The organism is Actinopolyspora mortivallis DSM 44261 (genome assembly GCF_000384035.1).
GTDB classification, from domain to species: Bacteria; Actinomycetota; Actinomycetes; order Mycobacteriales; family Pseudonocardiaceae; genus Actinopolyspora; species Actinopolyspora mortivallis.
In genome coordinates this window covers 423,136-448,448 of the sequence record NZ_KB913024.1, presented here as the reverse complement: position 1 = coordinate 448,448, position 25,313 = coordinate 423,136, and the positions used below count along the sequence as shown (strand labels likewise).

23 protein-coding genes and 1 riboswitch are annotated in these 25,313 nt (G+C 68.1%); of the genes, 13 read left to right on the top strand and 10 right to left on the bottom strand.

What is annotated here, in order from left to right; all coding sequences use genetic code 11:
• The first annotated feature begins 21 nt into the window (after positions 1-21).
• The 10 genes from pth (at position 22) to ACTMO_RS0102195 (ending at position 8,404) form a co-directional block, all read left to right on the top strand.
• On the top strand, positions 22-612 hold the full coding sequence (pth, locus tag ACTMO_RS0102250; protein WP_019853030.1) for an aminoacyl-tRNA hydrolase: 591 nt from the start codon (positions 22-24) through the stop codon (positions 610-612).
• Between the two features lie 1,067 nt (positions 613-1,679).
• Positions 1,680-3,920, top strand: a complete 2,241-nt coding sequence (locus tag ACTMO_RS21625; protein ID WP_211212891.1) for a glycoside hydrolase domain-containing protein — start codon at positions 1,680-1,682, stop codon at positions 3,918-3,920.
• Positions 3,921-3,953: 33 nt separating this feature from the next.
• The gene (locus ACTMO_RS0102240; protein WP_019853028.1) at positions 3,954-4,328 is read left to right on the top strand and encodes a hypothetical protein; all 375 of its coding nucleotides are present in this window, start codon (positions 3,954-3,956) and stop codon (positions 4,326-4,328) included.
• 128 nt (positions 4,329-4,456) lie between these two features.
• The gene (locus ACTMO_RS0102235; protein WP_211212890.1) at positions 4,457-5,101 is read left to right on the top strand and encodes a hypothetical protein; all 645 of its coding nucleotides are present in this window, start codon (positions 4,457-4,459) and stop codon (positions 5,099-5,101) included.
• A 209-nt stretch (positions 5,102-5,310) separates the two neighbouring features.
• Positions 5,311-5,790 (top strand): hypothetical protein, encoded by a 480-nt coding sequence (locus ACTMO_RS0102230; RefSeq protein WP_157062769.1) that lies wholly within the window; start codon positions 5,311-5,313, stop codon positions 5,788-5,790.
• 378 nt (positions 5,791-6,168) lie between these two features.
• The gene (locus ACTMO_RS0102220; protein WP_157062768.1) at positions 6,169-6,504 is read left to right on the top strand and encodes a VanZ family protein; all 336 of its coding nucleotides are present in this window, start codon (positions 6,169-6,171) and stop codon (positions 6,502-6,504) included.
• Between the two features lie 151 nt (positions 6,505-6,655).
• Entirely contained in the window at positions 6,656-6,943 is a 288-nt protein-coding gene (locus ACTMO_RS0102215) for an AbrB/MazE/SpoVT family DNA-binding domain-containing protein (RefSeq protein WP_051099009.1), read from the top strand.
• Between the two features lie 186 nt (positions 6,944-7,129).
• Positions 7,130-7,381 carry a hypothetical protein gene (locus ACTMO_RS23375; protein WP_211212889.1) on the top strand — a complete coding sequence of 84 codons (252 nt, stop codon included), beginning with the start codon at positions 7,130-7,132 and terminating at the stop codon, positions 7,379-7,381.
• A gap of 143 nt (positions 7,382-7,524) precedes the next feature.
• Entirely contained in the window at positions 7,525-7,950 is a 426-nt protein-coding gene (locus ACTMO_RS0102200) for a hypothetical protein (RefSeq protein ID WP_019853020.1), read from the top strand.
• 16 nt (positions 7,951-7,966) lie between these two features.
• Positions 7,967-8,404 carry a hypothetical protein gene (locus ACTMO_RS0102195; protein ID WP_019853019.1) on the top strand — a complete coding sequence of 146 codons (438 nt, stop codon included), beginning with the start codon at positions 7,967-7,969 and terminating at the stop codon, positions 8,402-8,404.
• Positions 8,405-8,562: 158 nt separating this feature from the next.
• On the opposite strand, the gene ACTMO_RS0102190 is transcribed toward ACTMO_RS0102195, so the two are convergent.
• The 10 genes from ACTMO_RS0102190 to ACTMO_RS0102140 all read right to left on the bottom strand — a co-directional run bounded on the left by ACTMO_RS0102190 (position 8,563) and on the right by ACTMO_RS0102140 (position 21,705).
• On the bottom strand, positions 8,563-10,350 hold the full coding sequence (locus tag ACTMO_RS0102190; RefSeq protein WP_019853018.1) for an ABC-F family ATP-binding cassette domain-containing protein: 1,788 nt from the start codon (positions 10,348-10,350) through the stop codon (positions 8,563-8,565).
• Positions 10,351-10,429: 79 nt separating this feature from the next.
• The gene (locus ACTMO_RS0102185; RefSeq protein ID WP_157062978.1) at positions 10,430-11,383 is read right to left on the bottom strand and encodes a 4-(cytidine 5'-diphospho)-2-C-methyl-D-erythritol kinase; all 954 of its coding nucleotides are present in this window, start codon (positions 11,381-11,383) and stop codon (positions 10,430-10,432) included.
• A gap of 99 nt (positions 11,384-11,482) precedes the next feature.
• Positions 11,483-12,295, bottom strand: a complete 813-nt coding sequence (locus tag ACTMO_RS0102180; RefSeq protein ID WP_019853016.1) for a MetQ/NlpA family ABC transporter substrate-binding protein — start codon at positions 12,293-12,295, stop codon at positions 11,483-11,485.
• 135 nt (positions 12,296-12,430) lie between these two features.
• Positions 12,431-13,117, bottom strand: a complete 687-nt coding sequence (locus ACTMO_RS0102175; RefSeq protein WP_019853015.1) for a methionine ABC transporter permease — start codon at positions 13,115-13,117, stop codon at positions 12,431-12,433.
• Positions 13,114-14,133 carry a methionine ABC transporter ATP-binding protein gene (locus tag ACTMO_RS0102170; protein ID WP_019853014.1) on the bottom strand — a complete coding sequence of 340 codons (1,020 nt, stop codon included), beginning with the start codon at positions 14,131-14,133 and terminating at the stop codon, positions 13,114-13,116. Before ACTMO_RS0102170 ends, ACTMO_RS0102175 begins: the two co-directional genes overlap by 4 nt.
• A 216-nt stretch (positions 14,134-14,349) precedes the next feature.
• A riboswitch (SAM riboswitch) is annotated at positions 14,350-14,439 on the bottom strand.
• Between the two features lie 235 nt (positions 14,440-14,674).
• Positions 14,675-15,559: a 16S rRNA (adenine(1518)-N(6)/adenine(1519)-N(6))-dimethyltransferase RsmA gene (gene rsmA / locus ACTMO_RS0102165; protein ID WP_019853013.1), complete on the bottom strand. Its 885-nt coding sequence runs from the start codon at positions 15,557-15,559 to the stop codon at positions 14,675-14,677.
• A 104-nt stretch (positions 15,560-15,663) separates the two neighbouring features.
• Positions 15,664-17,154, bottom strand: coding sequence for a resuscitation-promoting factor (locus ACTMO_RS23860; RefSeq protein WP_019853012.1), 1,491 nt, complete (start codon positions 17,152-17,154; stop codon positions 15,664-15,666).
• Between the two features lie 622 nt (positions 17,155-17,776).
• Positions 17,777-18,622 (bottom strand): TatD family hydrolase, encoded by an 846-nt coding sequence (locus ACTMO_RS0102150; RefSeq protein WP_019853010.1) that lies wholly within the window; start codon positions 18,620-18,622, stop codon positions 17,777-17,779.
• 176 nt (positions 18,623-18,798) lie between these two features.
• Positions 18,799-20,592 (bottom strand): methionine--tRNA ligase, encoded by a 1,794-nt coding sequence (metG, locus tag ACTMO_RS0102145; RefSeq protein WP_026448780.1) that lies wholly within the window; start codon positions 20,590-20,592, stop codon positions 18,799-18,801.
• 96 nt (positions 20,593-20,688) lie between these two features.
• Complete coding sequence (locus tag ACTMO_RS0102140) at positions 20,689-21,705, bottom strand: glycoside hydrolase family 183 protein (protein ID WP_019853008.1); 1,017 nt, start codon at positions 21,703-21,705, stop codon at positions 20,689-20,691.
• A 241-nt stretch (positions 21,706-21,946) separates the two neighbouring features.
• Between ACTMO_RS0102140 and deoC the strand changes: the two genes are divergently transcribed.
• Genes deoC through ACTMO_RS0102125 form a run of 3 tightly spaced genes read left to right on the top strand, consistent with a single transcriptional unit; the run spans position 21,947 to position 25,267 of the window.
• Positions 21,947-22,936, top strand: a complete 990-nt coding sequence (deoC, locus tag ACTMO_RS0102135; RefSeq protein WP_019853007.1) for a deoxyribose-phosphate aldolase — start codon at positions 21,947-21,949, stop codon at positions 22,934-22,936.
• Positions 22,933-24,381: an aldehyde dehydrogenase family protein gene (locus ACTMO_RS0102130; RefSeq protein WP_019853006.1), complete on the top strand. Its 1,449-nt coding sequence runs from the start codon at positions 22,933-22,935 to the stop codon at positions 24,379-24,381. Before deoC ends, ACTMO_RS0102130 begins: the two co-directional genes overlap by 4 nt.
• Positions 24,374-25,267: an aldehyde dehydrogenase family protein gene (locus tag ACTMO_RS0102125; protein WP_051099007.1), complete on the top strand. Its 894-nt coding sequence runs from the start codon at positions 24,374-24,376 to the stop codon at positions 25,265-25,267. Before ACTMO_RS0102130 ends, ACTMO_RS0102125 begins: the two co-directional genes overlap by 8 nt.
• Positions 25,268-25,313 lie beyond the last annotated feature (46 nt).

Genomic DNA, 25,313 nt, shown 5'->3' with positions numbered 1-25,313 from the left:
CCATCACGTCAGGGAGGGCTCGTGACCCCGCCGGACGACAACGACGCCGGTCGGCTCGCCCTTGTCTTCGGGCTGGGCAATCCGGGGCCGCGTTACGCGGGCAACCGGCACAACATCGGTTTCCTGGTCGCCGACGAGCTGGCAGGCCGCCTCGGCAGCGGCTTCAAACGGCACAAGTCCGGGGCCGACATCGCCGAGGGCAGACTCGACGGTAGCCGGGTGGCGGTGGCGAAGTCCCGGTCGCTGATGAACCTCTCCGGGGGGCCGGTGGCCGCCGCCGCCCGGTTCTACAAGGTCCCGCCGGAGTCGGTGATCGTGATCCACGACGAACTCGACCTGCCCTACGGCCGGGTGCGACTCAAACGCGGCGGCGGCGAGAACGGGCACAACGGTCTGCGCTCGATCAGCAGGTCACTGGGCACCCGCGACTACCTGCGGGTACGGTTCGGCGTCGACCGGCCGCCGGGACGCATGGACCCGGCCGACTACGTGCTACGGGACTTCTCCAAGGCCGAACGCGCCGAACTCGGCTACTTCGTCGACCACTGCGCGGACGCGGTGCGGACGCTGGCGACCAAGGGCCTGGAGGCCGCGCAGAACGAGTTCCACTGACGGCGTTCGGGCCGGTCGTCCCCGCAGACTCTTCAGCCGGTTGCCCGTCCGTGACAGCATGAGTCGCGCTGTCACGACCGCCCTGTGACCGGATCCCGTAGGAGCGGGGAACCGGGGGCGATCGACCACACGGCCACGCTCCCCGGGCAGGCGTTCGGGTCTCATCTCCGTGGCTCCCCTCGGAGGGAACGACGGAAAAGTGTCCTCGATGCTCCCGGTCCCTTTTTCTTGCCGCCCTTCCCCGAAAGACGAACAGCGCGTTCTCCCCGAACAAAGTCACGAGACTCCCCCGGTGCCACACGTCATTTTCGGGGCACCACTCCGGCGGTGCCGAACAGGACGACAAAACGGAACACTTCGAACACCCCGGACAAAATTCCTCGTTCTCGGTTCCGCCGAAAATCCGCATCACGGACGAGTCAGCAGCAACTCCGTGTGACACACACCCCACCAATGAACTGATTCGTAATTCGCGACGAAACCCCACCAGGACGATTTTTCCCGGTTTTCCCGTTCCAGGTCCGACGTGACAGCGGAGTCGACAACCTCGTCGCACTACGTGTCGAACGCGGGGAGACCTTCACGGCAGAGCCCCGCCCACCTCGTCAGACACCACTTCAGCCCCCGACACACCAGCCTTCGCACCGGAAAACCGTCGCGACCTCGCGCCACCAAAACACGCACCCGAGTATTACGGTCAACCGAGAAAGTCAATGGTCCGGAAAGAATATCTCGCGAAGAAACACAGATCTGTTCCAGGGGTAGCGCGAAACCGACGTCATGACTACGCTCCACGCAGGTTCTCATGAGCAACCGTAGCGAGAGGAACTGGGGAAACAGAACGTCACCTTCTCGCTGTCACACGTTGACAGCCACAGAAAACTTCTCGGGAGACCAGCTTTTCAGGCCGCCCCGGAGTTCTGTGCGCCCACACTTGACCGAAGAGGTGCGCGAAGTTACATGGACGAAAAGGTCCTCGAAGCCCAGCGATGGGTGAACACCACCTACGGCGACATAGCCGGGTACCAGAAATGCGATGAGGACGGCCGGACCGGGTGGAGCACCATGTGGTCCCTCACGATGGGGCTGCAGCACGAGCTGGGCATCTCGCCGGTGTCGCGAACTTCGGCCCCGGCACCCTGGCCGGGGTGCGGGACCTCGGTGACATCGGGTTCGGGTGGGACGCCAACCCCAACATCGTGCGGATCATCCAGCACGCCCTGTTCTGCAAGGGCTATTGGGGCGCGAACAGCTACGGTGGCTACGGAACCGTCACCACCGAGGCCGTCAAGGAGATGCGGAGCGACATGGGCCTGCCGGAAGGCGGGACGGGAACCTCCGGCGGCCAGGTCACCCCGAAGATCTTCAAAGCGTTGCTGACGATGGACGCCTACATCATTCTCGGCGGTGGCAGGCAGGAGGTGCGGGAGATCCAGCGCTGGTTGAACGGCCGGTACTGGACGAAGCCGAACTACTTCATCGGCCCGTGCGACGGTCACTTCTCGCGCGACGTGCAGCAGGCGTTGATGAAGGCCCTGCAGTACGAGATGAACGTACCCGGCCCGAACGGAAACTTCGGTCCCGGCACGGAAGCCGGCCTGAAGCGGAACCCGCAGTCCGTCGGTTCCACCGGACCGGTCACCCAGCTGTTCCACGCCGCGTGCATCTTCAACGAACCGGTCCCCGGTGCACCGGCCGGCGTGGGGTTCCGAGACGACTACACCTCCGCGACGGCCACGTTCGTCAGGAAGTTCCAGGAGTTCTCCGCACTGCCCGTCACCGGCGAAGGAGACTTCACGACTTGGGCACAGTTGCTGGTGTCCACGGGTGATCCCGACCGCCCGGCCGACTCGTGTGACACGCGATTCACCATCACCGCTTCCCGCGCGCGGGCGTTGTACGAGGCCGGCTACCGCGCGATCGGCCGCTATCTGGCAGAGCCCCCAAGCAGCGACCTGGACAAAGAGATCAAGGACGGGGAGCTGCAGAATATCTTCGACGCGAGCCTACGGTGCTTTCCGATCTGGCAGTACAACGCTCGCGATCTGGCTGACTTCACCTACTCCGTCGGCTACCAGCACGGGCTGCAAGCCCACGAGCGGGGAGAGCACTACGGGTTCAACTGGGGAACCGTGATCTACTTCGCCGTCGACTACGACGCCACGGATCCGGAGATCACCTCGAACATCATCCCCTACTTCCAGGGGGTGCAGGGCGCCCTCAACAGCCAGGGGAACAGATTCATCCCCGGCGTGTACGGCTCGCGGAACGTGTGCGCCCGAGCCAGTTCCGAGGCGTACGTGTCGCACTCCTTCGTGTCCGGCATGTCCTGGGGATTCTCCGGCAACCTCGGTTTCCCACTGCCGCTGAACTGGGCGTTCAACCAGATCAAGGAGTTCGAGTTCCACAACGGCGACGACGTCTTCGACCTCGACCGGGTGGTACACCGCCCCGGGGCCGACTTCGGGGCCGACTCGATCAACCGCGACACCACTCCGGTGGACGACTTCCTCGCCTACCTGGAACAGGTCCACGAGCTGGCGCGTTCCTACGACTCGTCCCGCGCCTCCAAGCTCACGCTGGAGTGGATGCGCTACCCCAGGTACAACGACTGGAAGTGGCGCGCTAACTTCGAGCTCGTAGACGAAGGCTTCGTCGCGAAGTGCCGTGATGCCGGTCTGCGGACTTCCAAGCACCACAACTACCAGGATCCCTCCGCCGGGGTGACGATCCACGTGGATCACCTGTGCGCCACGGCGAACGCCTACCTCCTGGAGGGGGCGGGGAAGGGCGCCGAGATCGAACTCGGTGACCTGGGTGGTTGGTGCGGTGATCTGATCACCTTCTACGGCGAGTGGGTCCGGGCCGAGGACGAGAACAAGGACGGCCACAAGTACGCCATGGACCGGCTGGCGAAGTCGAACGTCCTGACGACGTTCATGCTCAACGACCTGGTCGAGGACGTCGACGGCTACCACATCGGCACTGCGGTCAAGGCGGGCGCGAACGTGGTGACCGAGTTCCGGAACCTGCTCAGTGATGGTGGGCACCAGTCCCGTTTCGGCAGATTCTTCTCCGAGCGGTACGGCAGTACGACGGAGGCCGTGAACGGTGCTGTGGAATGCTTGACCGGCGTGCCTGCCGCCCCGGACGACGCCGTGAAGTACGCGGCTTCCCGCAAGGGGCTGATCATCCAGCAGAGCGGCACGTTCGTCGAGCCGCTGTCGATAACCCAGTCCGATCTGCGTGCGTTCTGCCAGGGCTATGCCGACACGCTCAACTCGCTGCGGGGTTTGGAAGGAAACTGAACCGCAGCGCCGACCGAGGAGTGATCACCAGGCATGGAGGATTTCGCGATCGAGTTCACCACGCTGCTGCTGTTCGCCACCCCGCTGCTGATTCTCCTCAAGATTCTGCAGATGCTGGTGACACAGCGGCTACCGCTCGTAGCACGCGGCTCAGGGGGGGCGAAGGGCGAGCTCGTGGCCTGGCTGCTGTTGGCGACTCTGGACTCCCACACGGCCGCACTGTGGTCAGACTTCACGATCCAGCCTGAGGACAAATGCCAGAGATACGGATTCTCCTCGAACTCCCAAGTCTACATAGATGGCAGCTTTGTTCGACTATCCGGTCGTAACACGCTGCGTGTGGCCAGACGGAGACACGAAAACCCTGATTCCTTGGGGGCTCAACATCACCACTGCGGTTTTCTTTAGGGCAACGGTCGCCATCGTCGTACATGCCGCAGTTCGCGCCCATCGGCGTCGACGCACGAAGCACACCACTCAGTAGACACAAGTCCCCAACAACCACACAGCCGGATACATCCTCGGGAGACAGCATGATGAGAGACATCGACCGACGACACTTCTTCGCCCTGGGCGGCATGGCACTCGGCGCCGCCTCACTCACCTCCCTGCCAGGTACCGCACTCGCTTCCCCAGACACGTCGACGTGGCGACGAGGGAAGAGCGTCAACGGGTGGCCGATTCTCGACGGTAACGAGGCCGAGCGGTTCCGGGTGGAGGGCAGCGACCTGTCCGTGGGACTGGCCCCCGCCGCGGCACCTGTGCTGCTGTACGTGGCGCGGCGGTTCGTCTACGACATCGAGTCCCAGCTGCAGCCCGGGGAGATCACCGGACACACCACGAACACGAGCGTCCGGACCCCCTACGAGTCGACGTACCTCTCGGGCAGCGGCATCACCATCCGCCCGCTGTTCTACCCCGTGGGTGCGAAGGACGGGTTCTTCGAGGAGCAGCGGATCGTGATCCGCGACATCCTCGCCGACTGCGAGGGGATCGTGGCCTGGGGCGGGGACCTGGATCCGGTCAAGGAGTCCCATTTCCACATCACGGCCCCGCTCACCAGCGGCCGTTACCGCGCTCTCGCGGCCAAACTCGACGGCTGGGACACCGACCCGGGCAAGGGAGCGGGCAGCATCAACGCCTTCACTCCCCGACGGCTCGCACGAGCGCGGCCCAACTGACGGGCCGGAGGAGACCGGACGATTCCGCTCTCCCGACCTCGCCGGAACGAGCCTCGCCGAGACACTGTCTTCACTGGTTCCCTTCCCGGGGCCGAGTGCCACGAGAACACGTCGGCGACCCGCCCCGTTCGGATGGTGCGTTCCCCGTCCGAGGTGTAGTCGCCGGTCTCCGGACCGAGTGACGGTGGTGCCCGATAGTGGACCACTGTTTGCGGGAACGTCACGCCCTCGCCGAGGTCTCGCCTGTCAGCAGCACCGCGCGGCCCGAAAGCGAGGAAAAATCGTGTTGCGGAATCGTCGTGTGTTCCGCCGTGCTGTCGTCGGCGCGGCCGGGGTGGTCGCCCGACCTGATTCCGCTGACGGGATCGGTGACCATGGAAGGAGAAGCGCCGGTAACAACGGGGCAGACCACCATCATCGATATCAGCAACCTGAAAGGGCACTCGGTCCACCCCGATCATTCAGCCCCTCGACAGAACCGCTCCGCCCCGGACCGGCAGGACCTCGGAAAGGTCAGCGTCGAACAGACCACCAGCTCGGACAGTTCGCTGACCATGACGCGGCACATACCGCCGAGGTTCGAGCAGACCATGTTCCTCGACTTGCGCATCTCGCTCGAGAACCACCCGAAGGTCTGCGGGAACCGGCGGGGTCACGAGGTCAGGCGCAGAACGAACCTCTCGTCCTGACCACGAAGAAGCCGGTCGAACTGGTCGACCAGCTCGAGAACTTCCCCCACAGGGCGCACAGTACGAGAGAGAGGACTCGGTCGAGTTGGTCGACGTCGACGACGGGAACACCACATCCGGCGTCCTCGACGATCTCGACCCGCACATCGACGTCCTCTGAATCAACACGGTCCTCGTAGCTCGGTCCGATCTCCTTTCCACACCGACGAGATCAGGCCAGGCGCGTACGGACTGTCGTCGACGCGGAGCCCCTGCCCGGCCGGAACCGGACGGCGCCCGTCTCCGGGGCACCTCTCAGGGAGGTCTCCCACCTCCCGGCACCGTCTTCGGCCGGGAAATCCGGGCAGATCCCGTCTGCTCGTGTCGTACGGTCACGACATGACGTCGATCTTCGTGCGCTCGCTCGTCACCCCCTCCGCCGTAGCGGTGTTCGTGGTCTCCCTCGTCGTTCTCCTCCTGCTGAGTCACGTTCTGGTTCGCCGCGGAATCGGATTCGGAGCGCCGTTGTACGGGGCGTCGGTGGCCCTTTCCCCGGTTCTCGCCACACCCGTGCTCATCGAGACGACCCACATGCTCGTTCCCGCCCTGGGCCGGAGCTGCACCCTCCAGGACGTCTTCGACAACCTCACCGGAGGACTGCTGGGTATCGTGCTCGGTTTCCTGGTGCGCGGCGTTGTTCACGTCCCGGGCCGCACACGCGCGCCCACCCGATGACCCCGCATCCCTTTCCTGCCCACCTGCCCCGAGAAACCGCCGGGAAGTGAGCACGAGGCAACCAAAAGCCACCAAGACAGGCATACGGCGACCAAGCCCGCCGAAGAACACGTGACTCATCACGGCCAACCTTGTCCGACACAATCGGGCCATGACACGGATAGCTGGCGACCAGACCTGTGGCGTGATCCACGCCAACGGACAGGGCCGAGTGACGATCCCGTCGCCGTTGCGCCGGGCCACCGGCGTGGAGCCCGGCACCCCGTTGGCCGTATACGAAGAAGACGGCCGGGCGGTCATCGAGACACGAGCCCACCTGGCCGAGCGGATCCGCCGCGACGTGGCCGAAGCCTGGACCGGCGAGGGGTCGGCGGTCGACGAGCTGATCGCCGACCGCCGCGCCGAGTCCGCCCGCGACGACGCCGAGGAGGGCTCGTGAGCACCGTGCTGGACACCTCGGCAGTACTGGCCCGGCCGCGCGAGGAAGACGGTGCCGCCGTCGTCGATCCTGCTGGCCACCGTCGACCGAGCCTGGAGAGCCGTCGACGACCTACCTCTCGACGGTGACACGCTCCGGATCGAACTCCTCCGCGACTGAAGACACCGGAGATTTCCCGGGCGGACAGTGTGGGCATCTACAACACCTCGGGTTACCGTCGTCTCCGCCCTCGACCGGTTCGAAATTACGGAAACGGTCGCGATCGCCGAGCAAGGAGTGAGGATCTCACCGATCTGCTCGATCGCTTCGCATGGCGCGAACTCGAACCTGGACCTGCTGCTCGAGGCCTACGGAGGGTTCAACTGGGCCGAATTCCCGCTCACTGGTGGTGATGTCGGCGGGTTGAAGTACTTCGTCCCGTTCCTGCTGCTCCTGTGAACAGTGCGTAATATTCAATACACCCCAAACGCCTGAAAAACACTTTATTGGAAATTTTACAATTTTTCGCATAATGCCGATCGCGATATTTGAGTAGTGTTACCTATAGAATTGCACTATCCAGTCGGATAAAGTGAAAATATATGAAGAAGTTGCTTTACGTCGCATCCGTCCCGGCCGCGATGGCAGCTCTGTTCTTCAGCGCGGGCACGGCGAACGCGGCCGGAGTGCACATTGATGACGTGCAGCACGGGGTGAAACAACCCATCGCCCTGTCCGAGTGCCGGGCCGACGGATCCACCTGCACCATCGGCGCCGGGAAAACAATCGGCTCCACAATTTCGGGAAACAGTGGAGTCGACTTCGGGATCCTGAACGCCTCACTGGGAGGCACCTACCAGAAAACCTACACGGTGACCACGTCCTGCCAATCACCCCAGTTGAAGCGCGGCCAAGCCTACGTGATGTATCCCCGTGGTGACTTCGTGTTCTTCCACGACGGCGTCGGCAACAAGGGAACGGCCTTCCTTCCCACCGGGGTATTCTGCGAGGTGCACAGCGACTGGTGACAAAGGAGACGCCTTGATGAGGGCCAAGGTTGCGACTCTCGCGGTACTGGCATTCGCCACAGTTGTGGCGGTGTCCTCGTGTACCGGCAGTGAATCGCCGGACGACACCGCGGGGTCATCGCACCGGACACGGGCACCGCACGACCCGATCTTGGGCGTCGCCAATCCGCGCGATGGCAACCTCCCCGAGTGTGTCGATACCGTGGTGCACCGGGAAAAGAACGTCCCCACCGCGGAGTTCACCGTCACAGGCCAGCCAGGTGACGTCTTCTCTTATGAGATCCTCAAAAAGGACGGCAGCACGGTCACCGGCACGAGCGGCACGTTCGGATCGGACCAGCGAAAAATGATCTTCACTACAGGAGTTCCCAACGCCGAAATCAAGACCGTGACCATCTCAGCCCGCGGTCGTGTCGGCACTCCCGGAAAGTGCGTCATTACCACGATTGAATAACCAAATTCACCCTTGACCATGAAGATCCCGCGCTTCTCGACGTACCGAGAAGCGCGGGATCTTTTCACCGTATCCGAGGACGCTGACGCGCACACTGGAACACAGCACGGTACACACCAGGAGGTCGGATTTCCTCCCCGCCGTCCCGGGCTGCCCGGTCACTCCAGGGTCTCGGCGACCTCCATCCACCTGCTCTCGATCTCGTCCTTCTGCTCCCGCACCTGCTGCAGCTGGGCGTTGAGGTCCTGGAGCCGTTCCGGATCAGTGGCGGCCTCGGCCAACTGGGTGTGCAACCGCTGCTCCCGGTCGGAGAGCTTGTCCAGCTGGCGTTCCAACCGGGCCAGCTCCTTGCGGGCGGCCCGTTCCTCCGCCCCGGACAGCCCCTGGCTCTTGGGCGTGTTCTCCTGCCGACTCTGCTTGCCGACGTTCTGCTCGGTCGACTCCAGCAGCGACTGCCTGCGCCGCAGGTACTCGTCGATGCCGCCGGGCAGATGGGTGATGGTGCCGTCCCCGAACAGGGCCACCACCTGGTCGCAGACCCGCTCGACCAGGTAGCGGTCGTGCGAGACCACCACCAGCGTCCCGGCCCAGCCGTCCAGCAGGTCCTCCAGCTGCTGCAGGGTGTCGATGTCGAGGTCGTTGGTGGGCTCGTCCAGCACGAGCACGTTGGGCTCGCCCATGAGCAACCGGGCCAGTTGCAGCCTGCGCCGCTCCCCACCGGAGAGGTCCTCGACCCGGGTCCACTGCCTGCCCTTGCCGAAACCGAACCGCTCGGCCAGCTGCGAGGCACTGAGCTCGTACTTGCCGAGCTGGACGTGGGTGGCCACGTCCTCGATCGCCTCCAGCACGCGCCAGCGCCCGGGAAGATCGTGCAGCTCCTGGGTCAGATGGGCCAGCCGCACCGTCTTGCCCTCGATCCGGCGGCCCGCGTCCGGCTCGCGCTCGCCCGCCAGCAACCGCAGCAGGGTGGTCTTGCCCGAGCCGTTCACCCCGACCACACCGATCCGGTCGCCGGGGCCGAGCCGCCAGGTGACGTCGCTGAGCAGCTTGCGGCCGTCCACCGCGAGATCCACGTTCTCCAGCTCGACCACGGTCTTGCCCAGCCGCCGTTTCGCGAAGGAGACCAGCTCCACCGTGTCCCTCGGCTCGGGGACGTCCGAGATCAGCGCCTCGGCCGCCTCCACCCGGAACTTGGGTTTGGAGGTGCGGGCCTTGGCGCCGCGCTGCAACCAGGCCAGCTCCTTGCGGGCCAGGTTCCGGCGCTTCTCCTCGGCCTGCTGGGCCAGCCTCGCCCGCTCGGCACGGGCGTAGACCCAGTCGGCGTAGCCGCCCTCGTACTGCTCGACCCGGCCGTCGACGACCTCCCAGGTGCGGTTGCAGACCGTGTCCAGGAACCACCGGTCGTGGGTGACGATCACCAGGGCGCAGCGCCGCGCCAACAGGTGGTCGGCCAGCCAACGCACCCCTTCCACGTCCAGGTGGTTGGTCGGCTCGTCCAGCACCAGCAGGTCCAGTTCGCTCACCAGGGCCGCGGCCAGCGCCACCCGGCGGCGCTCCCCTCCGGACATCTCGGCCACCCGGGTCCGCAGGCCGAGCCCGGTGATACCGAGACCGTTGAGCACCGAGCGCACCCTCGGGTCAGCCGCCCACTCGTAGTCGGCGCCGAAGCCCTGCGGATCGAGCACCGCGTTGCGCACCGTGGCGTGCTCCGGCAGCTCGGTGCGCTGGGTGACCACCGCGCTGCGCAGGTCACGGGCCTGGCTGACCCGGCCCGCGTCCGGTTCCTCGATGCCGCTGAGCACTTCCAGCAGGGTCGTCTTGCCCCCGCCGTTGAGACCGACGACGCCGATGCGGTCGGTTTCGGTGACACCGAGCGAGACACCGTCCAGCAGCGGCCGGACACCATAGCTCTTCTCGACCGACTCCAGGTTGATCAGGTTGGACATCGAAGGTTGAGTCTCTTCCGTTCACGACGCGGCGGATGTAGCCGTGCGGCAGTGGCAGCCCGACGGGAGAACTCCCGTCTCAGGCGTGCACCTGTGGCGGAGTGGGCCGGTCGGCCTTGTCGTCGCCGACCAGTCTGGCCCCCGGCACCGGCCCCTGGGCCACACGCACCGTCCGGCACACCCCGGCCCCGGAGAGCTCGGCGGCCACGCGCACGGCCGCCTCCTCGTCGGTGCACAGGAACGCGCAGGTCGGGCCGGACCCGGAGACGATACCGGCCAGGGCCCCGGCGTCCACCCCCGCACGCAGGGTGCGCCGGAGCACCGGGCGCAGCGACACCGCGGCAGCCTGGAGGTCGTTGCCCAGCAGCAGCGCCAGCTCGCGCGGGTCGCCGGAGGCCAGTGCCTCCAGCACCGGCTCCACGTCCCCCACCCGGTTGGAGGAGGTCTGCCGCAACCGGTCGAGCTCGCCGTAGACGTCCGGGGTACGCAGCCCCTCCTCGTTCATGGCGATCACCCAGTGGTAGGTGTGCCGCGCCAGTACCGGCACCAGGCGTTCCCCCCGTCCGGTCCCCAGGGCGGTGCCTCCCTGGAGGGCGAACGGCACGTCGCTGCCGAGCCGACCGGCCACCTCGGCGAGCTCCTCGCGGCCCATCTCCAGTCGCCACAGCGAGTTCAGCGCGAGCAGCGTGGCCGCGGCGTCGGCACTGCCCCCGCCCATGCCACCGGCCACGGGAATCCCCTTGTTGAGCGACACCCGCACGCCGGGGTTCGCGGGGTCACGACCGCAGTGGTGCGCGAGTTCGGTGACCGCCCGCCAGGCCAGGTTGTCCGCCCCGGTGGGGGTGACCTCCGCGCCTTCCCCCCGCACGTCGAGGCCGGGCTCGTCGGCGGTCCGTATCGTGATCTCGTCGACCAGCGACAGCGCCTGGAAAACGGTCACCAACTCGTGGTAGCCGTCCGAGCGGCTGTCGCCGACCGACAGGTGCAGATTCAGCTTGGCCGGAACCCGGACGGTGATCGGGGTAGGTACCACGGACAGCACACCCACCAGGGTACGTGTCGACACGGCGCCGTGGTGCCCCAGCTCGCACGCGAGTCGTCCACCGTCCGGGTCCGCCGGGATCCTTCCAGGTCAGCTGGCGGGAATGACCGCCTTGCCGCCGTACTCGCGCTTGATGAAGTCCTTCACCTGCTGGGACCGCAGCATCTCCACGAGCTTCTCGACGCGGGGGTCGTCCCGCATCTCCGAGTTGGTCACCACCCCGTTGACGTAGGGGTTGTCCTCGGTGGACTCCAGGGCCAACGGGTCGTCGAGATCGGCCTTGAGGGCGTAGTTGCCGTTGACCACGGCCGCCTGCACGTCACCCAGGGTACGCGGAAGCTGGGCCGCCTTGAGCGTCCTGATCTCCAGCTTCTTCGGGTTCTCGGCGATGTCGCGCACCTCGGCCTCCTGGCCGGCGCCCTCCTCCAGCGTGACGAGGTCCTGGGCCTCCAGCAGCTTCAGCGCCCGTCCCCGGTTGGAGGGGTCGTTCGGGATCGAGACGGTCGCCCCCTCGGGGAGCTGGTCCAGCGAGTCGTGCTTCTCCGAGTAGATCCCCAGCGGCTCCAGGTGCACCGGGGCGATCCAGTGCAGGTCACCGCCGCGCTCGGACTTGTACTCGTTCAAAAACGGCTTGTGCTGGTAGTAGTTGGCGTCCAGCGAGCCGTTGGCCACCGCCGCGTTGGGCCGGTTGTAGTCGCTGAACTCCTGGATCTCGATCTTGACGCCCTCGTCCTCGGCGAGGTTGTTCTTGACGTACTCCAGGATCTCGCCGTGCGGCTGGGGAGTCACGCCCACCTTGATCGGCGCGTTGGGGTCCTCCTGGGCATCCGTGCCGCCCGAGCAGCCGGCCAGGGCCAGGCCGCAGACGGCGGTCAGGGCGGCGAGAACTCTTCTGGTTCGCATCGTGTCGTCCCTTCGGGATCATTTCGGGGTGGCACGGTGTGCGCACCGTTGTGCGGACCCGCACCGTGTCGGGGACGGCCGGGTCCGGTGTCGGAGGGTCGAAACGGCTCACGTGCTCCGCGAGGACCTCGCGGCTCAGACGTTGGCCAGGGCGCGGCGCCGGTCGACCAGCTTGGTCACCCAGTCGGTGAGCAGCTGCATCCCCCAGGCCAGTACGCCCAGCAGCACCACGGCCGAATAGAGCACCCGGTCGTCGTAGGCGTAGTAGCCGTTCTGGATGGCCATGGATCCCAGCCCGCCCCCGCCGATGGCTCCGGCCATGGCGGCGTAGCCGATCAGGGCGAGCATGGTCACGCCGACCGCACCGACCAGCGCCGCCCGCGCCTCGCTGAGCAGCACTGTCCGCACGATCCGCATCTTGCTCGCTCCGGTGGTGACCGCGGCTTCCACCACCGTGGAGTTGACCTCGCGCAGCGCGTTCGCGGCCAGCCGCGCGAAGAACGGGATGGCCGCGATGGCCAGCGGCACGATCGTGGCGGTGCTGCCGATGGCCTTACCGACCAGGATCCGGGTGAACGAGGCGACCACCACCAGCAGCACCACGAACGGGATCGAACGGACCACGTCCACCACGGCGCTGATGATCCGGTGCAGCACGGGCCTGGGGCTGAGCCCCACCGGTGAGGTCATGTGCAGCCACACCCCCAGGGGCAACCCTCCCACCACACCGATCAGCGTCGAGACCAGCACCATGTAGATGGTCTGGACCGTCGCGGGACGTGCCAGTTCCAGGACCTCCGACCAGGGGGTCACTTCACTCACGCGGCAACTCCATCAACGCTCACGGGAGCGCGGCGCACATGCGCGTCGCGCTCGATCATCCACTTAAGCGCGGACTCGGAACGTTCACCGGACAGGCCGACACGGAACTTGGCGACCGGTGTGTCCCCGAGCCGCGTCAGTCCACCGCCGAGGATCGACAGTTCCACTCCGAAACGGCTCGACGCCTCCGGAAGGAGGGCCCCCACCGCGGCGAAACCGACCAGCACGACCTCGGCGACCACGTCGTGACTCCGGTCGTTCGGGCGGAGAGGCTCCGCCTGGTCCGTCTCGGGAAGCAGAGTGGAGCTGATACGACTGCCGGGTTCGGAGACCAGGTCCAGGACCTTGCCGTGCTCGACCACGCTGCCTTCCTCCAGCACCGCCACGTCGTCGGCGATGCGGCGCACCACGGCCATGTCGTGGGTGACCACCAGCACGGTCACTCCCAGTTCGGACCGGGCCCGGTCCAGCACGGTGAGCACCGAGTCCGTCGTGGCCGGGTCCAGCGCGGAGGTCGGCTCGTCGGCCAGCAGCACCGAGGGCTTGGCGGCCAGGGCGCGCGCCACCGCCACCCGCTGGCGCTGCCCGCCGGACAGGTGGTCGGGATAGACCGAGGCCTTGTCGCTGAGCCCGACCAGGTCGAGCAGTTCGGCCACCCGGCTGCGCCGCTGCGCGGCCGGAACCTTGGCGGACTCCAGCGGGAGCGCCACGTTGCCCGCGGCGGTGCGCTGTCGCAGCAGCGAGTCACCCTGCGGCACCACCCCGATCCGGCGCCGGGCGGCACGCAGCCTGCTGCCGTCCAGCCCGACCAGGTCCGTACCGTCCACCCGGATCGACCCGCTGTCCGGCTTCTCCAACAGGGAGATGCAGCGCGCCAGGGTGGACTTGCCGGCACCGCTGGTGCCGACCACGCCGCAGACGGCGCCGTCCGGGACGTCGAGACTCACGTTGTCCAGCGCGGTGACACGACTGCCGTTCTGGGTGAAGGACTTGCTCAGGTTTTCGACTGTGATCACGATCGAACTCCGCTTCAGCTCACCCCGGCCTCAGACGTGCTTCGTCGCACGTGGCCGGTTTGGGAGGGAACCAAGGGCCGGTACGGGACTCAGACGTGGTGTCGACAGGCGGTCGTGGTCCGCCGCCCCAGATCGACGACACGGCGCTCCGTCAGGCCGAGGCGGGTAGCCACGGGCAGCGCCCTCGCGGTTGCGGTGGAACTCAGAGACAAACCAACTCCATCGTTCCTGGCTGTAGCACCTGCCCGTTGTGGGTGGTTGCTGCGGCGTCGTCGAGCCAGATCTCTCGGCCGCTCGGGATGGACTACGCATGAGAGTAGAACTCACGAAAGCGGAAACACGCAAGTTGATGTCAGTCACTTTCCGCTTTTTGTAGCATGAGTCACTCACACTGCGGAATGAATTGACATCGTGGATATCACGAAAAGTTTCGAGGGCAGCGCCTCATGCCACTCGAAGGAATGAATCATCGGGAGAGCGACAGCGCAGGAAACCGCCACCCGCGCACCGAGGCGGCACGGATCCCGCCCCACCTCCCCGGTCACTCCGGGCGGTCCCGCTCGGCGGCCGCGGCCACCGCCGCGAAGTCCGCGATGGACAACCGCTCCCCACGGGCGCCCGGATCCACCCCGGCCGCCCGCAACAGCCGCTCGGCCCGCTCCGAGGAACCGGCCCAGCCGGCCAGCGCGGAACGCAGCGTCTTGCGTCGCTGCGCGAAGGCCGCGTCCACCACGGAGAACACCCGCTCACGCGGCAACTCCGCCGGAGGATCGTGCCTGCTGAACGCCACCAGCCCCGAGTCCACATTGGGCACGGGCCAGAAGACGTTGCGCGAGACCGAACCGGCCCGCCGTACGGAGGCGAACCACGCCGACTTGGCGCTCGGCGCGCCGTAACAGCGACCACCCGGTGCCGCGGCCATCCGCTCGGCGACCTCGGCCTGCACCATCACCAGACCGTGCCGCAGTGTCGGCAGCTCGGCCAGCAGGTGCAGCACCACCGGTACCGCCACGTTGTAGGGCAGGTTGGCCACCAGCGCCGTGGGGGCCCGCTCACCGGTGCCCGCCTCCTCGGCGCTCAACCGCAGCGCGTCGGCGCACACCACGCGCAGCCGGTCGGCCAACCCCGGAGCGTGCTCCTCCACCGTGCGGGGCAGCCGCTCGGCCAGCGTCGAATCGACCTCCACCGCCGTGACGGAGCCGGCCACCGACAGCAGCCCCAGGGTCAGCGAACCGATCCCCGGACCGACCTCCAGCACCACGTCCTCGGGGCCGACCCCGGAAGAGTCCACGATCCGGCGCACAGTGTTGGGATCGTGCACGAAGTTCTGGCCCAGCTTCTTGGTGGGACGCAGTGCGAGCTGCTCGGCCAGTCCGCGTACCTCGGCGGGGCCGAGCAGACGCGCCGCGGCGGACTGCCCTTCCACACGGACGAAACTAGCAGGGCCACGACGACGTTCGGACGCGACCACGGACGACCCGTCGGGTCGGTGGCCGCCGGAGGGGCGGCCACGACCCCGCCGGAGGCCACTCAGAGCAGGCCGAGACTCGACGCACAGGCGGGCCAGGCACCGTAGCCACCCCGGGCGTCGCGCACCTTGGTGGCGATGGCGATCTGCTGCTGCCTGCTCGCCTGGTGCGGGTAGGCGGCGTACTGGCTGCCGCCGTAGGCGTCCCAGGTCGACTTGTTGAACTGCAGGCCCCCGTAGTAACCGTTGCCGGTGTTGATCGACCAGTTACCACCGGACTCGCACTGGGCGAGCTTGTCCCAGACTCCGCTGTTCGGCGGCTTCTTGCCGCCGACCCGTACGACCCTGGGCTCGGCCTCCTGAACGACCCGCTCGTCGATGGCCTCGCGCTTGACCTCTTCCCCGTTGTGCTTGGTCACGCGGAAGAAAACGATCTTCTCGCCGGGGCTGCCCTGTTGTTCGACCCTGCGCTCGCCCTGCAGCATCGAGTCGTCCACGATCTTCTCGACCGGCGGCTCGACCTGTTCGCGGACGTTGATCGTGGTGGTGTCGGTGCGGTCGATCCGCACCTCGGCCCCGTCGGTGATCCTCTTGTCCCCGCCGGGGGTGACGTTGTCGTTCCCGTCGACCGTGATGCCCTGGGCGCGCAGCAGCTCCTCGACGGTCACCGCGGTGGTGGTCAACCGCTTCGGTTCCTTGCCACCGTCCACCAGGGTCACGTCCTTGGAGGTCTTCACCTCCAGGTTCATGCCCTCCTCGGGGACCGGCATGGTGCGCTTCGCCGACACCCAGGAGCCGTCGGTGGGCACGCCGAGCTGGCGCAGTGCCTGGCCGACGGTCACCGAACGGACCCATTCCTCCCGGGTCTCGCCGTCGACGGTGAGCTCGATCTTGCGCCCCCGGTCGAGGGTGATGGTGTCGCCGTGCGAGACCTTCGAGTCGAGCGAGGGGCTCAACGCGTCGTGGCGGTCGACCTCGATGCCCTCGTCCTCGAGGACCTCACCCACGGTCGACTCGTAGGTGCTCACCTGGCGTTCGTTCCCGTCGACCTCGACGGTGACGGACTTGTCCATCGCGGCGGCGGCCCCGCCGGCGCCGCTGACCGAGAGCACCACGGCGGCGACCGCGCTCTTGAGGAAGCGGCGCTTCCAGGTGCCGATGGCCTCGGCGAACTCGGGTGAGCTCGGATCCTGCTGCGCGTCACCGGAGAGCGGCAGCGGGGGCATGACCGTGGTCTCGGCGTTGAGCAGCCGGATCAGCTCGTCGACGTCGAGACCGGCGTCGGCCATGAGGTCGTCGGCGTCGGACCCGAGGATCTCGTAGACGTCCTCCGGCGTGATGGCGAGCGCTCCCGGGGGGAAGCTCGGGTGGTCCTGAGCCGGATAGGGCGAGTCGGCCCACTGCTCCTCGGGGCGTTCCAGCACGCCCACCGAGGTGTGTGCTTCGGGTGCGACATCGGGGGCGAACCAGTCGGTTCGGTCGAGCGAATGCCCCCCGTCGTGGGAGTACCGGTCGTTCGACATGCTCCGACCGAGATAGTCGCTTTCGTTCACAGGGTCGTTACCTCCCGAAGGCCGGAAGACGTGTCCGTTCGGGCGCGCGGGAACACCACGAGGGTGTCACCGGCGCACGAGGGGCACGTACAACCTTCGTGCTTCGTGTCCGTATCCGACTCCCGTAGCCAGCGCCGCCCTGGTCGACTGTCGTGTCCGTGCCCCGTTGCGGGCCCGGACGCTCCGGCCGACCACCCCGACGTACACCGGCGAAGACTGCGGGCGTAACCCATGACCGTGGTCATCGGTTTACGAGTTCGAGACTCTAGCGTGATGATCTGCGCCCTGCCAAGGATCACGAAATCGGTGTGATTCGGGTTACCGTCCCGAAAACGGACACTCCATACGCGCTCGGTGTCCGAAAAACTCACTCGAACGAGTAAATTGCACTCCCGACGAGGGTTTCCGACCCCATTACGCGCAGATCTCGACACCACACGTGATCGGACTCGTCCGCCGCATAACACTTTTCCGCGCCCTCGCGGGCCCACCCGCTCGGCGTGTCCGCCGGACGGTGGTGCCCGACGGGAGCGACCGCGCTCGGGGCGCCCCACGGCACGGCCGCCACGCGCACCCCCGGAGGGACCGCTGCCCGGTGTCCTCCTCGGACCGTGACCAGAACTCAGCGGGCTTCCGCCTGACCGAGCCCGAAAACTCGCTCGGCCGTGTGAGTGGTGGCCGCTGCCAGTTCCGCGACGTCCTCCCCGCGCAGTTCCGCGAGGTCACGAACGGTGTAGTTCACGCAGTACGGCTCGTTGGGCTTGCCGCGGAAGGGATGGGGAGTGAGGAACGGGGCGTCCGTCTCCACCAGCATCTGCTCGGCGGGAACACGCGCCGCCGCCTCCCGCAGCCCTCGTGCGTTGGCGTTGCGGAAGGTGGCCGTTCCCGCGAAGGAGAGCACGTAGCCCGCCTCCACACACCGGCGGGCGAACTCGGCGTCACCGGAGAAGCAGTGGAAGACCACCGTCTCCGGGGGACCCTCCTCGTCGAGGATGCGCACGATGTCCTCGTGGGCGTCCCGGTCGTGGATCATCAGCGGCTTGCCGGCCTCCTTGGCCAGCGCGATGTGCCAGCGGAAGGCCTCCTGCTGCGGTTCCGGCGGGGAGAAGTCCCAGTAGTAGTCCAGCCCGGTCTCACCCACCGCCACCACTCCGGGGGCGTGGACGAGTTCGCGCAGCGTCGCGCGCTCGTGCTCCCCGAAGTCCTTGGCCCGGGTGGGGTGCAGCGCCACGGCGGCGTGAACCCGCTCGTCCCACCCGGCGGCCTCGACGGTCCAGCGGGCCGACTCGATGTCGTCGGCCACCGTCACCACCCGTCCGACCCCGGCGGCCTCGGCACGGTCCACCATGGCCCGGACCTGCTCGGCCTCCCGCGCCCCGCAGGCGTCGAGATGCGTGTGCGCGTCGACCGCCGGAGCGGGCAGCGGCTCCGGCGCCGGGGGCGGAGTTCGTTTGTCCTCTTTGCTCACGTCGGTTCCCTCGCAGACACTCCACGCCGCCGAGGCTGACCCCGGCGCCGACTCACACGATCAGGTGAAAATTCGGGGCGGTTTCCCCCGAGTACCCGGGCGAAGGCGTCGTTCGTCCTCGGGTCGCCGCCCGGCCGGGTGCGGAGGAAACCCCACCCGGCGGGCGGCGAACGACCTCAGTGCCGGATCGGAGCCCACTCCGGGCCGGTCTCGGCCAACTCGGGATCGAGCTTGCCGAACAACGGAGTCGGTTTGCTCAGGGGAGTCCCCACCCCGATCGGCCTGGACTCCCAGCTCGCCAGCTCCTCGGTGTAGTCACCCGTCAGGATCGGGTAACGCCGGTCGGCGACGTCCAGGTCGTCCACGTCCTCCAGCCGGGGTTGGGCGGCCCAGACACCGCTGCCCCCGAGCAGCTCGTACACCCGCTGGGAGGAATGTGGCAGGAACGGCGTGAGCAGCGTGTTGGCGTCCGAGACCACCTGAAGCGCGGTGTGCAGGATGGTGTCCCGCCGGTCGGGGTCGTCCTTGCGCTTCCACGGCTCCTGCTCGGACAGGTACTTGTTGGCCGCCGAAACCACCCGCATCGCCTCCTGCGTGGCGGCGCGGAACCGCGAGGCGCGCAGGTGGCCACCGACCACGTCGAAGGCCTGCCGCGCCGTGGACTTCAGCTCCTCGTCCACGGCCTCGGGAGCACGGGGCTCGGGAACCGCCCCCACGTTCCTGGCCGCCAAGGACACGGCCCGGTTGACCAGGTTGCCCCACTCGTTGACGAGCTCGAAGTTGATCCTGCGCACGAACTCGTCCCAGGTGAAGTCGACGTCGTGGGTCTCGGGACCCGCCGCCGAGATGAAGTAGCGCAGCGCGTCGGGACCGAACTCCCGCACGAAGTCACGGACGTAGATCACCGTCCCCCGCGAGGTGGAGAACTTGGACCCGGTCATGGTGAGGAACTCGCTGGAGGCGATCTCGGTGGGCAGGTTCAGCTCCCCGTAGGGCCCGGGCGTGCCTCCCCGGTCCCCCGATCCGTTGTGCCCCATCAACAGCGCGGGCCAGATCTGGGCGTGGAACGTGATGTTGTCCTTGCCCATGAAGTACACCCGCAGGGCCTCCGGGTCGTTCCACCAGGCGCGCCACGCCTCGGGATCCCCCGAGCGCCTGGCCCACTCCACACTGGCCGAGAAGTACCCGATCACCGCGTCGAACCACACGTAGAGCCGCTTCATGGACTGCTCGTCCCAACCGTCGAGCGGCACCGGAACCCCCCAGTCCAGATCCCGGGTGATGGGGCGCGGGCGCATGTCCTCGACGAGGTTGCGCGTGAAGTTCAGCACGTTGGAACGCCAGTCGGTCCGCGTGGCCAGCCACTTCCCCAGGGACTCGGTGAAGGCGGGCAGGTCGAGGAACAGGTGCTCGGTCTCCACGAACCGGGGAGTCTCACCGTTGATCCTCGACACGGGGTCACGGAGTTCGGCGGCGTCGAGCTGGTTGCCGCAGTTGTCGCACTGGTCGCCACGGGCCCCGTCGGAGCCGCAGATCGGACAGGTTCCCTCGATGTAGCGATCCGGCAGCGTCCGGCCCGTCGAGGGGCTCACCGCTCCCGTGGTGGTCCTCGGGACGATGTAGCCGTTGCGGTACAGCGCCAGGAAGATCTGCCGCACCACCTCGTAGTGGTTTCCGGTGGTGGTGCGGGTGTAGAGGTCGTAGCTGACCCCGAGGTCACGCATGTCCTCGGCGATCACCCGGTGGTACTTGTCCACCAGCTCACGCGGGGCGACCCCCTCCTTCTCGGCCTGCACCAGGATCGGCGTCCCGTGCTCGTCGCTGCCGGAGACCATGAGCACCTTGTTTCCGGACATTCGGTGGAACCGCGAGAAGACGTCCGAGGGGACACCGATTCCGGAGACGTGACCAATGTGCCGCGGCCCGTTGGTGTAGGGCCACGCCACGCCAGTAAGCACGGAGGTACTCATGGTTCACAGCCTACGTACCCCGGCCCGGCGGCCTCGAACGGGTTTCCCGCGGACCTCCCGGCGAGACCCGCCCGGGTGGGACCGCTTCCACCGAGGTCACGCCAGTTCGGCACGGAAGAGGTCGACGTTGTAGGACCACCAGTGGCTCACGGTGAAGTAGATCCGCGGCCGGTCGCAGCCGTGCGGGTGCTGGAAACCGCCGTACAGCGCCGGGTACTCCTCCGCCGAGACGAGGGTCTGCCCGTCCGTCCACGGCCCGATCAGGCTCGGGGCGGTGCGCAGCACGATCTCGGCCCGCCGTTCGTCCAGGTGGGTGGCCAGCCAGCGGCCGAAGAAGCTGTTGTAGCGCACGGACAGCTCGCCCACCGGCCCGCCGAGCACGGCAGCGGCGGCGCGGACCTCGGTCCCGAAGGAGCGACCGTTCCAGTACTGGTAGGCACGTGGTTCCAGCAGCGCGTCCGCCGGAGCCCGGGCCAGACGCCCGTCGCCGTAGCGCCCGTTGGGGGTCCCGAGCAGGTAGACCCACCCGTCGAGCACCCCGGCGAAGGCCACCAGCTGGAAGGGATGCGTGTTCCGCCGCCACGGGCGGCTCACCGGGCCGCCGCGCCGGTTGGGCCACACCGCTCCCCGTGGTTTGCTCCAGGTGCGTCCCCCGTCGTCGGAACAGGCCAGCCCCGCGTGCCACGTCCGCCACCTCCCCGGTTTCCCCCACCGGCGGACCGACATGTAGTGCAGGTACTCCCGTCCTCCCACGGAGATCCCCGAGGTGGGGATGACCGTGTGTTCCTCGGAGGGACGCCAGGGCGGTATCACCTGGGCGGCCGTGCCGTCGGGGCGTGCCACGAAACAGTCGAGGACGAGACCGGAGTCGAGACCGGCGTCGGTGCCGTGGGCCAGCACGTTGAAACGCCAGTCGGCCTCGGGTGGCCCCGGCCCGTGCCCGCCCCATCCGGCGCCGTAGGTGTCGCCGAAGGCCACGAGCACCCCACCGTCGCGGGCCCGCCAGGGGATCCCCAGGTCGGTGGCGTGGACACCGAAGCGGCTCGCGGTGTCGCGCACGGCGTGCGCACCGGTGATCCTGGCCAGCCGGGTGACGCTGGTGATCCGAACCATGCGACCGAACCTCGCGGGGTGGGTGGAGTCGCCCGCACCGGCGACCCGCTGGGTGGGGACTCCCCCGTTCCGGGGAGAAACCGACGTGGGATGGGTACTACACGAGATCGGACCTTGCTCGCCAGCGCACACACGGGACTCCACGGACTGTCACACGAGGGAGTCACGCAGAGCGCCGCGAGGCACCACCGAGCCGCGCAGCCCAGCAGGCCGGGCTGAAAGGACTCCTTAGACTGGGGACATGGCTCACTCGCCAAGCCGAACTCGCGGCTCCGCCGCCCCGGCACGGCTTCCCGCGGAACTGGCCGAGGCGGCCCGCGGCGGCAGGGCACTGGAGGGTTTCCTGCGCGGCCTGCCGGGGATCGACGCCGTCGGCCTCGAACAGCGCGCCGCCGCGTTGGGCGCACGCGGTGTCGGCAAGAACGCCAAACCGCGGGCCATCGACACCGCCATCGGCATGGTCGACCTCACCACTCTCGAAGGGGCCGACACCCCCGGCAAGGTGCGGGCGCTCGCGGCCAAGGCGCGGCACCCGGATCCGGGTCACTCGGCCACACCCCGCGTGGCCGCGCTGTGCGTGTACCCGGACCTGGTCGCCGAGGCCGTGGCCGCGCTCGGTGAGGTCCCGGTCGGGGTGGCCTCGGTGGCCACCGCCTTCCCCTCCGGACGCTCCTGTTCCCGGGCCAAGCTCGCCGAGGTGGAGCTGGCCGTGGACGCCGGGGCCGACGAGGTGGACATGGTGATCGACCGGGGCGCCTTCCTGTCCGGACGCTACGGGGAGGTCTTCGACGAGATCCGGGAGGTCCGGTCCGCCTGCGGCGGAGCCCACCTCAAGGTGATCCTGGAAACCGGCGAACTCGGCACCTACGACAACGTCCAGCGGGCGAGCTGGCTGGCGCTGCTGGCCGGGGCGGACTTCGTCAAGACCTCCACCGGCAAGGTCTCCCCCGCGGCGACGCTGCCGGTCACCCACGTGCTGCTGCGGACGGTACGCGAGTGGTACGACCGCACCGGCCAGTGGCGGGGGGTCAAACCGGCGGGCGGGATCCGCACCACCAAGGACGCGCTGCGCTACCTGGTCGCCGTCCGCGAGGTGGCCGGTCCGGAGTGGCTCACGCCCCGCCTGTTCCGGTTCGGTGCCTCCGGGCTGCTCAACGATCTGCTGATGCAACGGAGAACGCAACTCGACGGCCACTACGGTGGCCCCGACCACGTGGCGGTGGACCTGTGACGGATCCCGACTCCGCCCCGTGGGAGTACGTCCCCGCCCCCGAATCGGCCGGACTCGCCGGGTTGGCCTCCGAGTACCGGCTCTTCGTCGACGGGACGTTCTCCGCGGGAAGCGGCGAGAAGACGACCAGTGTGAACCCGGCCACCACCGAGGAACTGGCCACGGTCGCGGGAACGGCGAACTCCGATATGGACCGTGCCGTCGAGGCGGCCTCCGGGGCGTTCCGTGACCGGTGGGGCGGCCTCGACGGCTCGGCACGGGCCAAGTACCTCTTCCGGCTGGCGCGGCTGTTGCAGGAACGCGGCCGGGAGCTGGCCGTGTTGGAAAGCCTCGACACCGGCAAACCGGTGCGCCAGGCCCGGGAGTTCGACCTCCCGAACGCCGCCGCGTACTTCCTGCACCACGCCGGATGGGCGGACAAACTGGACTACGCCGGGTTCGGTCCCGACCCGGCCCCCTTCGGAGTGGTCGGCCAGGTGCTGCCGTGGAACTTCCCGCTGCTGACCCTGGCCCAGCAGGTCGCCCCCGCCCTGGCGTGCGGCAACACCGTGGTGGTCAAACCGGCCGAGACGACCCCGCTCAGCGCGCTGGTGTTCGCCGAACTCTGCCAGCAGGCCGACCTGCCGCCGGGCGTGGTCAACATCCTCACCGGCGGGGCGCACACCGGGGAGAAGCTACTCTCCCACCCGGGGGTGGCCAAACCGGCCTTCGTCGGCTCGACCGAGGTCGGACGACGGATCCGGCATCGGCTGGCCGGAACGGGCAGAACCCCGGTGCTGACGCTGGGCGGCAGCGGCACGAACATCGTCTTCGCCGACGCGCCCGTGGAACAGGCGGTCCAGGGAGTGGTCGACGGGGCCTTCTTCAACCAGGGGCACGTCCGGGGTGCCGGCTCCCGGGTGCTGGTCGAGGAGTCCGTGGCCGAGGAGTTCGTGGAGCGGGTGTGCGAACGGACCGCCACCCTGCGGGTCGGGGATCCGCTGGACCGCAACACGGACGTGGGCGCGGTCAACTCCGCCGCCGAGCTGGACCGGATCACCCGGCTCGTCGAGACGGGAGAGGCCGAGGGAGCACGACGGTGGAGCAGCCCGCACCCCCTGCCCGAGCGGGGCTACTTCCTCGCGCCCACCGTGTTCTCCGAGGTCCACCAGTCGATGCGGCTGGCCCGGGAGGAGGTCTTCGGCCCGGTGCTGTCCGTGCTGACCTTCCGCATCCCCGAGGAGGCCGTGACCAAGGCCAACAACACGCCCCACGGATTGGCCGCCGGGGTGTGGAGCGAGAAGGGTTCCCGGACACTGTGGACGGCGAACCGGCTGCGGACCGGGGTGGTCTGGGGCAACACCTTCCACAGGTTCGATCCCACGGCCCCCTTCGGCGGAGAACGCGAGTCGGGTTCCGATCGTGTGGGCGGGCGAGCCGGTCTGGAGGCTTATCTCGATGTCTGACGCCGAACAGCCCTCGAACGGGCGGGGGAGAGTGACGGTGCCCAGAACCCGCAAGCTCTACATCGGAGGGTCCTTCCCCCGGTCCGAGTCGGGACGGGTCCGCCCCGTGCGGGACGCCCACGGGGAGTTCCTCGCCAACGCGGCGCTGGCCTCCCGCAAGGATCTGCGCGAGGCGGTGGTCGCGGCCAGGAAGGGCTTCGAGAGCTGGTCGGGGGCCACCGCACACGGTCGTGGTCAGGTGCTCTTCCGCGTCGCCGAGATGTTGGAGGCCCGACGCGGCCAGTTCGCCACCGAGGTGGCCGACGCCGAGGGACTCTCCCTGCGCGCGGCGGCCGACTCCGTGGAGACCGCCGTGGACCGGGTGTTCTGGTACGCGGGCTGGACGGACAAGATCGGTGCCCTGTTCGGGAGTGTGAACCAGGTGTCCGGCCCCTACACGTGCCATTCGGTGCCCGAACCCGTGGGCGTGGTGGGCGTGGTCGCTCCCCGGGAGTCGGCGTTGCTCGGCCTGGTCAGCGTGTTGGCCCCGGTGCTGGCCGCGGGCAACAGCGCCGTGGTGCTGGCGAGCCCGGACCGGCCGCTGCCCGCGGTGACCCTGTGCGAGGTGCTGGCCACCTCGGACCTGCCCGCCGGGGTGGCCAACGTGCTCACCGGCGACCCGGGCGAGCTGGCCCCGTGGCTGGCCTCACACGAGGACGTGGACGCCCTGGATCCGAGCGGGGCGGAGGAGTCCCTGCGGGCCCGGCTGGAGGACGCCGCCGCCGAGACCGTCAAGCGTGTTCTGGACGTGCCCGTGCGGGAGCCCGACTGGAACGAACCGCCCACTCCGAAGCGGCTGCGGACCTTCACCGACCTGAAGACGGTGTGGCACCCCCTCGGGCGGTGACGGCGCCGGTGGTCCGGGCCGTTCTCCCGGGAAACCGGCGAGTGGA

Bases quoted from the DNA above. Each gene is read 5' to 3' on its own strand.
- ACTMO_RS0102240 (WP_019853028.1), top strand. From the start codon at position 3,954: ATGGAGGATTTCGCGATCGAGTTCACCACGCTGCTGCTGTTCGCCACC.
- ACTMO_RS0102235 (WP_211212890.1), top strand. From the start codon at position 4,457: ATGAGAGACATCGACCGACGACACTTCTTCGCCCTGGGCGGCATGGCA.
- ACTMO_RS0102220 (WP_157062768.1), top strand. From the start codon at position 6,169: ATGACGTCGATCTTCGTGCGCTCGCTCGTCACCCCCTCCGCCGTAGCG.
- ACTMO_RS0102215 (WP_051099009.1), top strand. From the start codon at position 6,656: ATGACACGGATAGCTGGCGACCAGACCTGTGGCGTGATCCACGCCAAC.
- ACTMO_RS0102200 (WP_019853020.1), top strand. From the start codon at position 7,525: ATGAAGAAGTTGCTTTACGTCGCATCCGTCCCGGCCGCGATGGCAGCT.
- ACTMO_RS0102195 (WP_019853019.1), top strand. From the start codon at position 7,967: ATGAGGGCCAAGGTTGCGACTCTCGCGGTACTGGCATTCGCCACAGTT.
- ACTMO_RS0102190 (WP_019853018.1), bottom strand. From the start codon at position 10,350: ATGTCCAACCTGATCAACCTGGAGTCGGTCGAGAAGAGCTATGGTGTC.
- ACTMO_RS0102180 (WP_019853016.1), bottom strand. From the start codon at position 12,295: ATGCGAACCAGAAGAGTTCTCGCCGCCCTGACCGCCGTCTGCGGCCTG.
- metG (WP_026448780.1), bottom strand. From the start codon at position 20,592: ATGAGTACCTCCGTGCTTACTGGCGTGGCGTGGCCCTACACCAACGGG.
- ACTMO_RS0102140 (WP_019853008.1), bottom strand. From the start codon at position 21,705: ATGGTTCGGATCACCAGCGTCACCCGGCTGGCCAGGATCACCGGTGCG.
- deoC (WP_019853007.1), top strand. From the start codon at position 21,947: ATGGCTCACTCGCCAAGCCGAACTCGCGGCTCCGCCGCCCCGGCACGG.
- ACTMO_RS0102125 (WP_051099007.1), top strand. From the start codon at position 24,374: ATGTCTGACGCCGAACAGCCCTCGAACGGGCGGGGGAGAGTGACGGTG.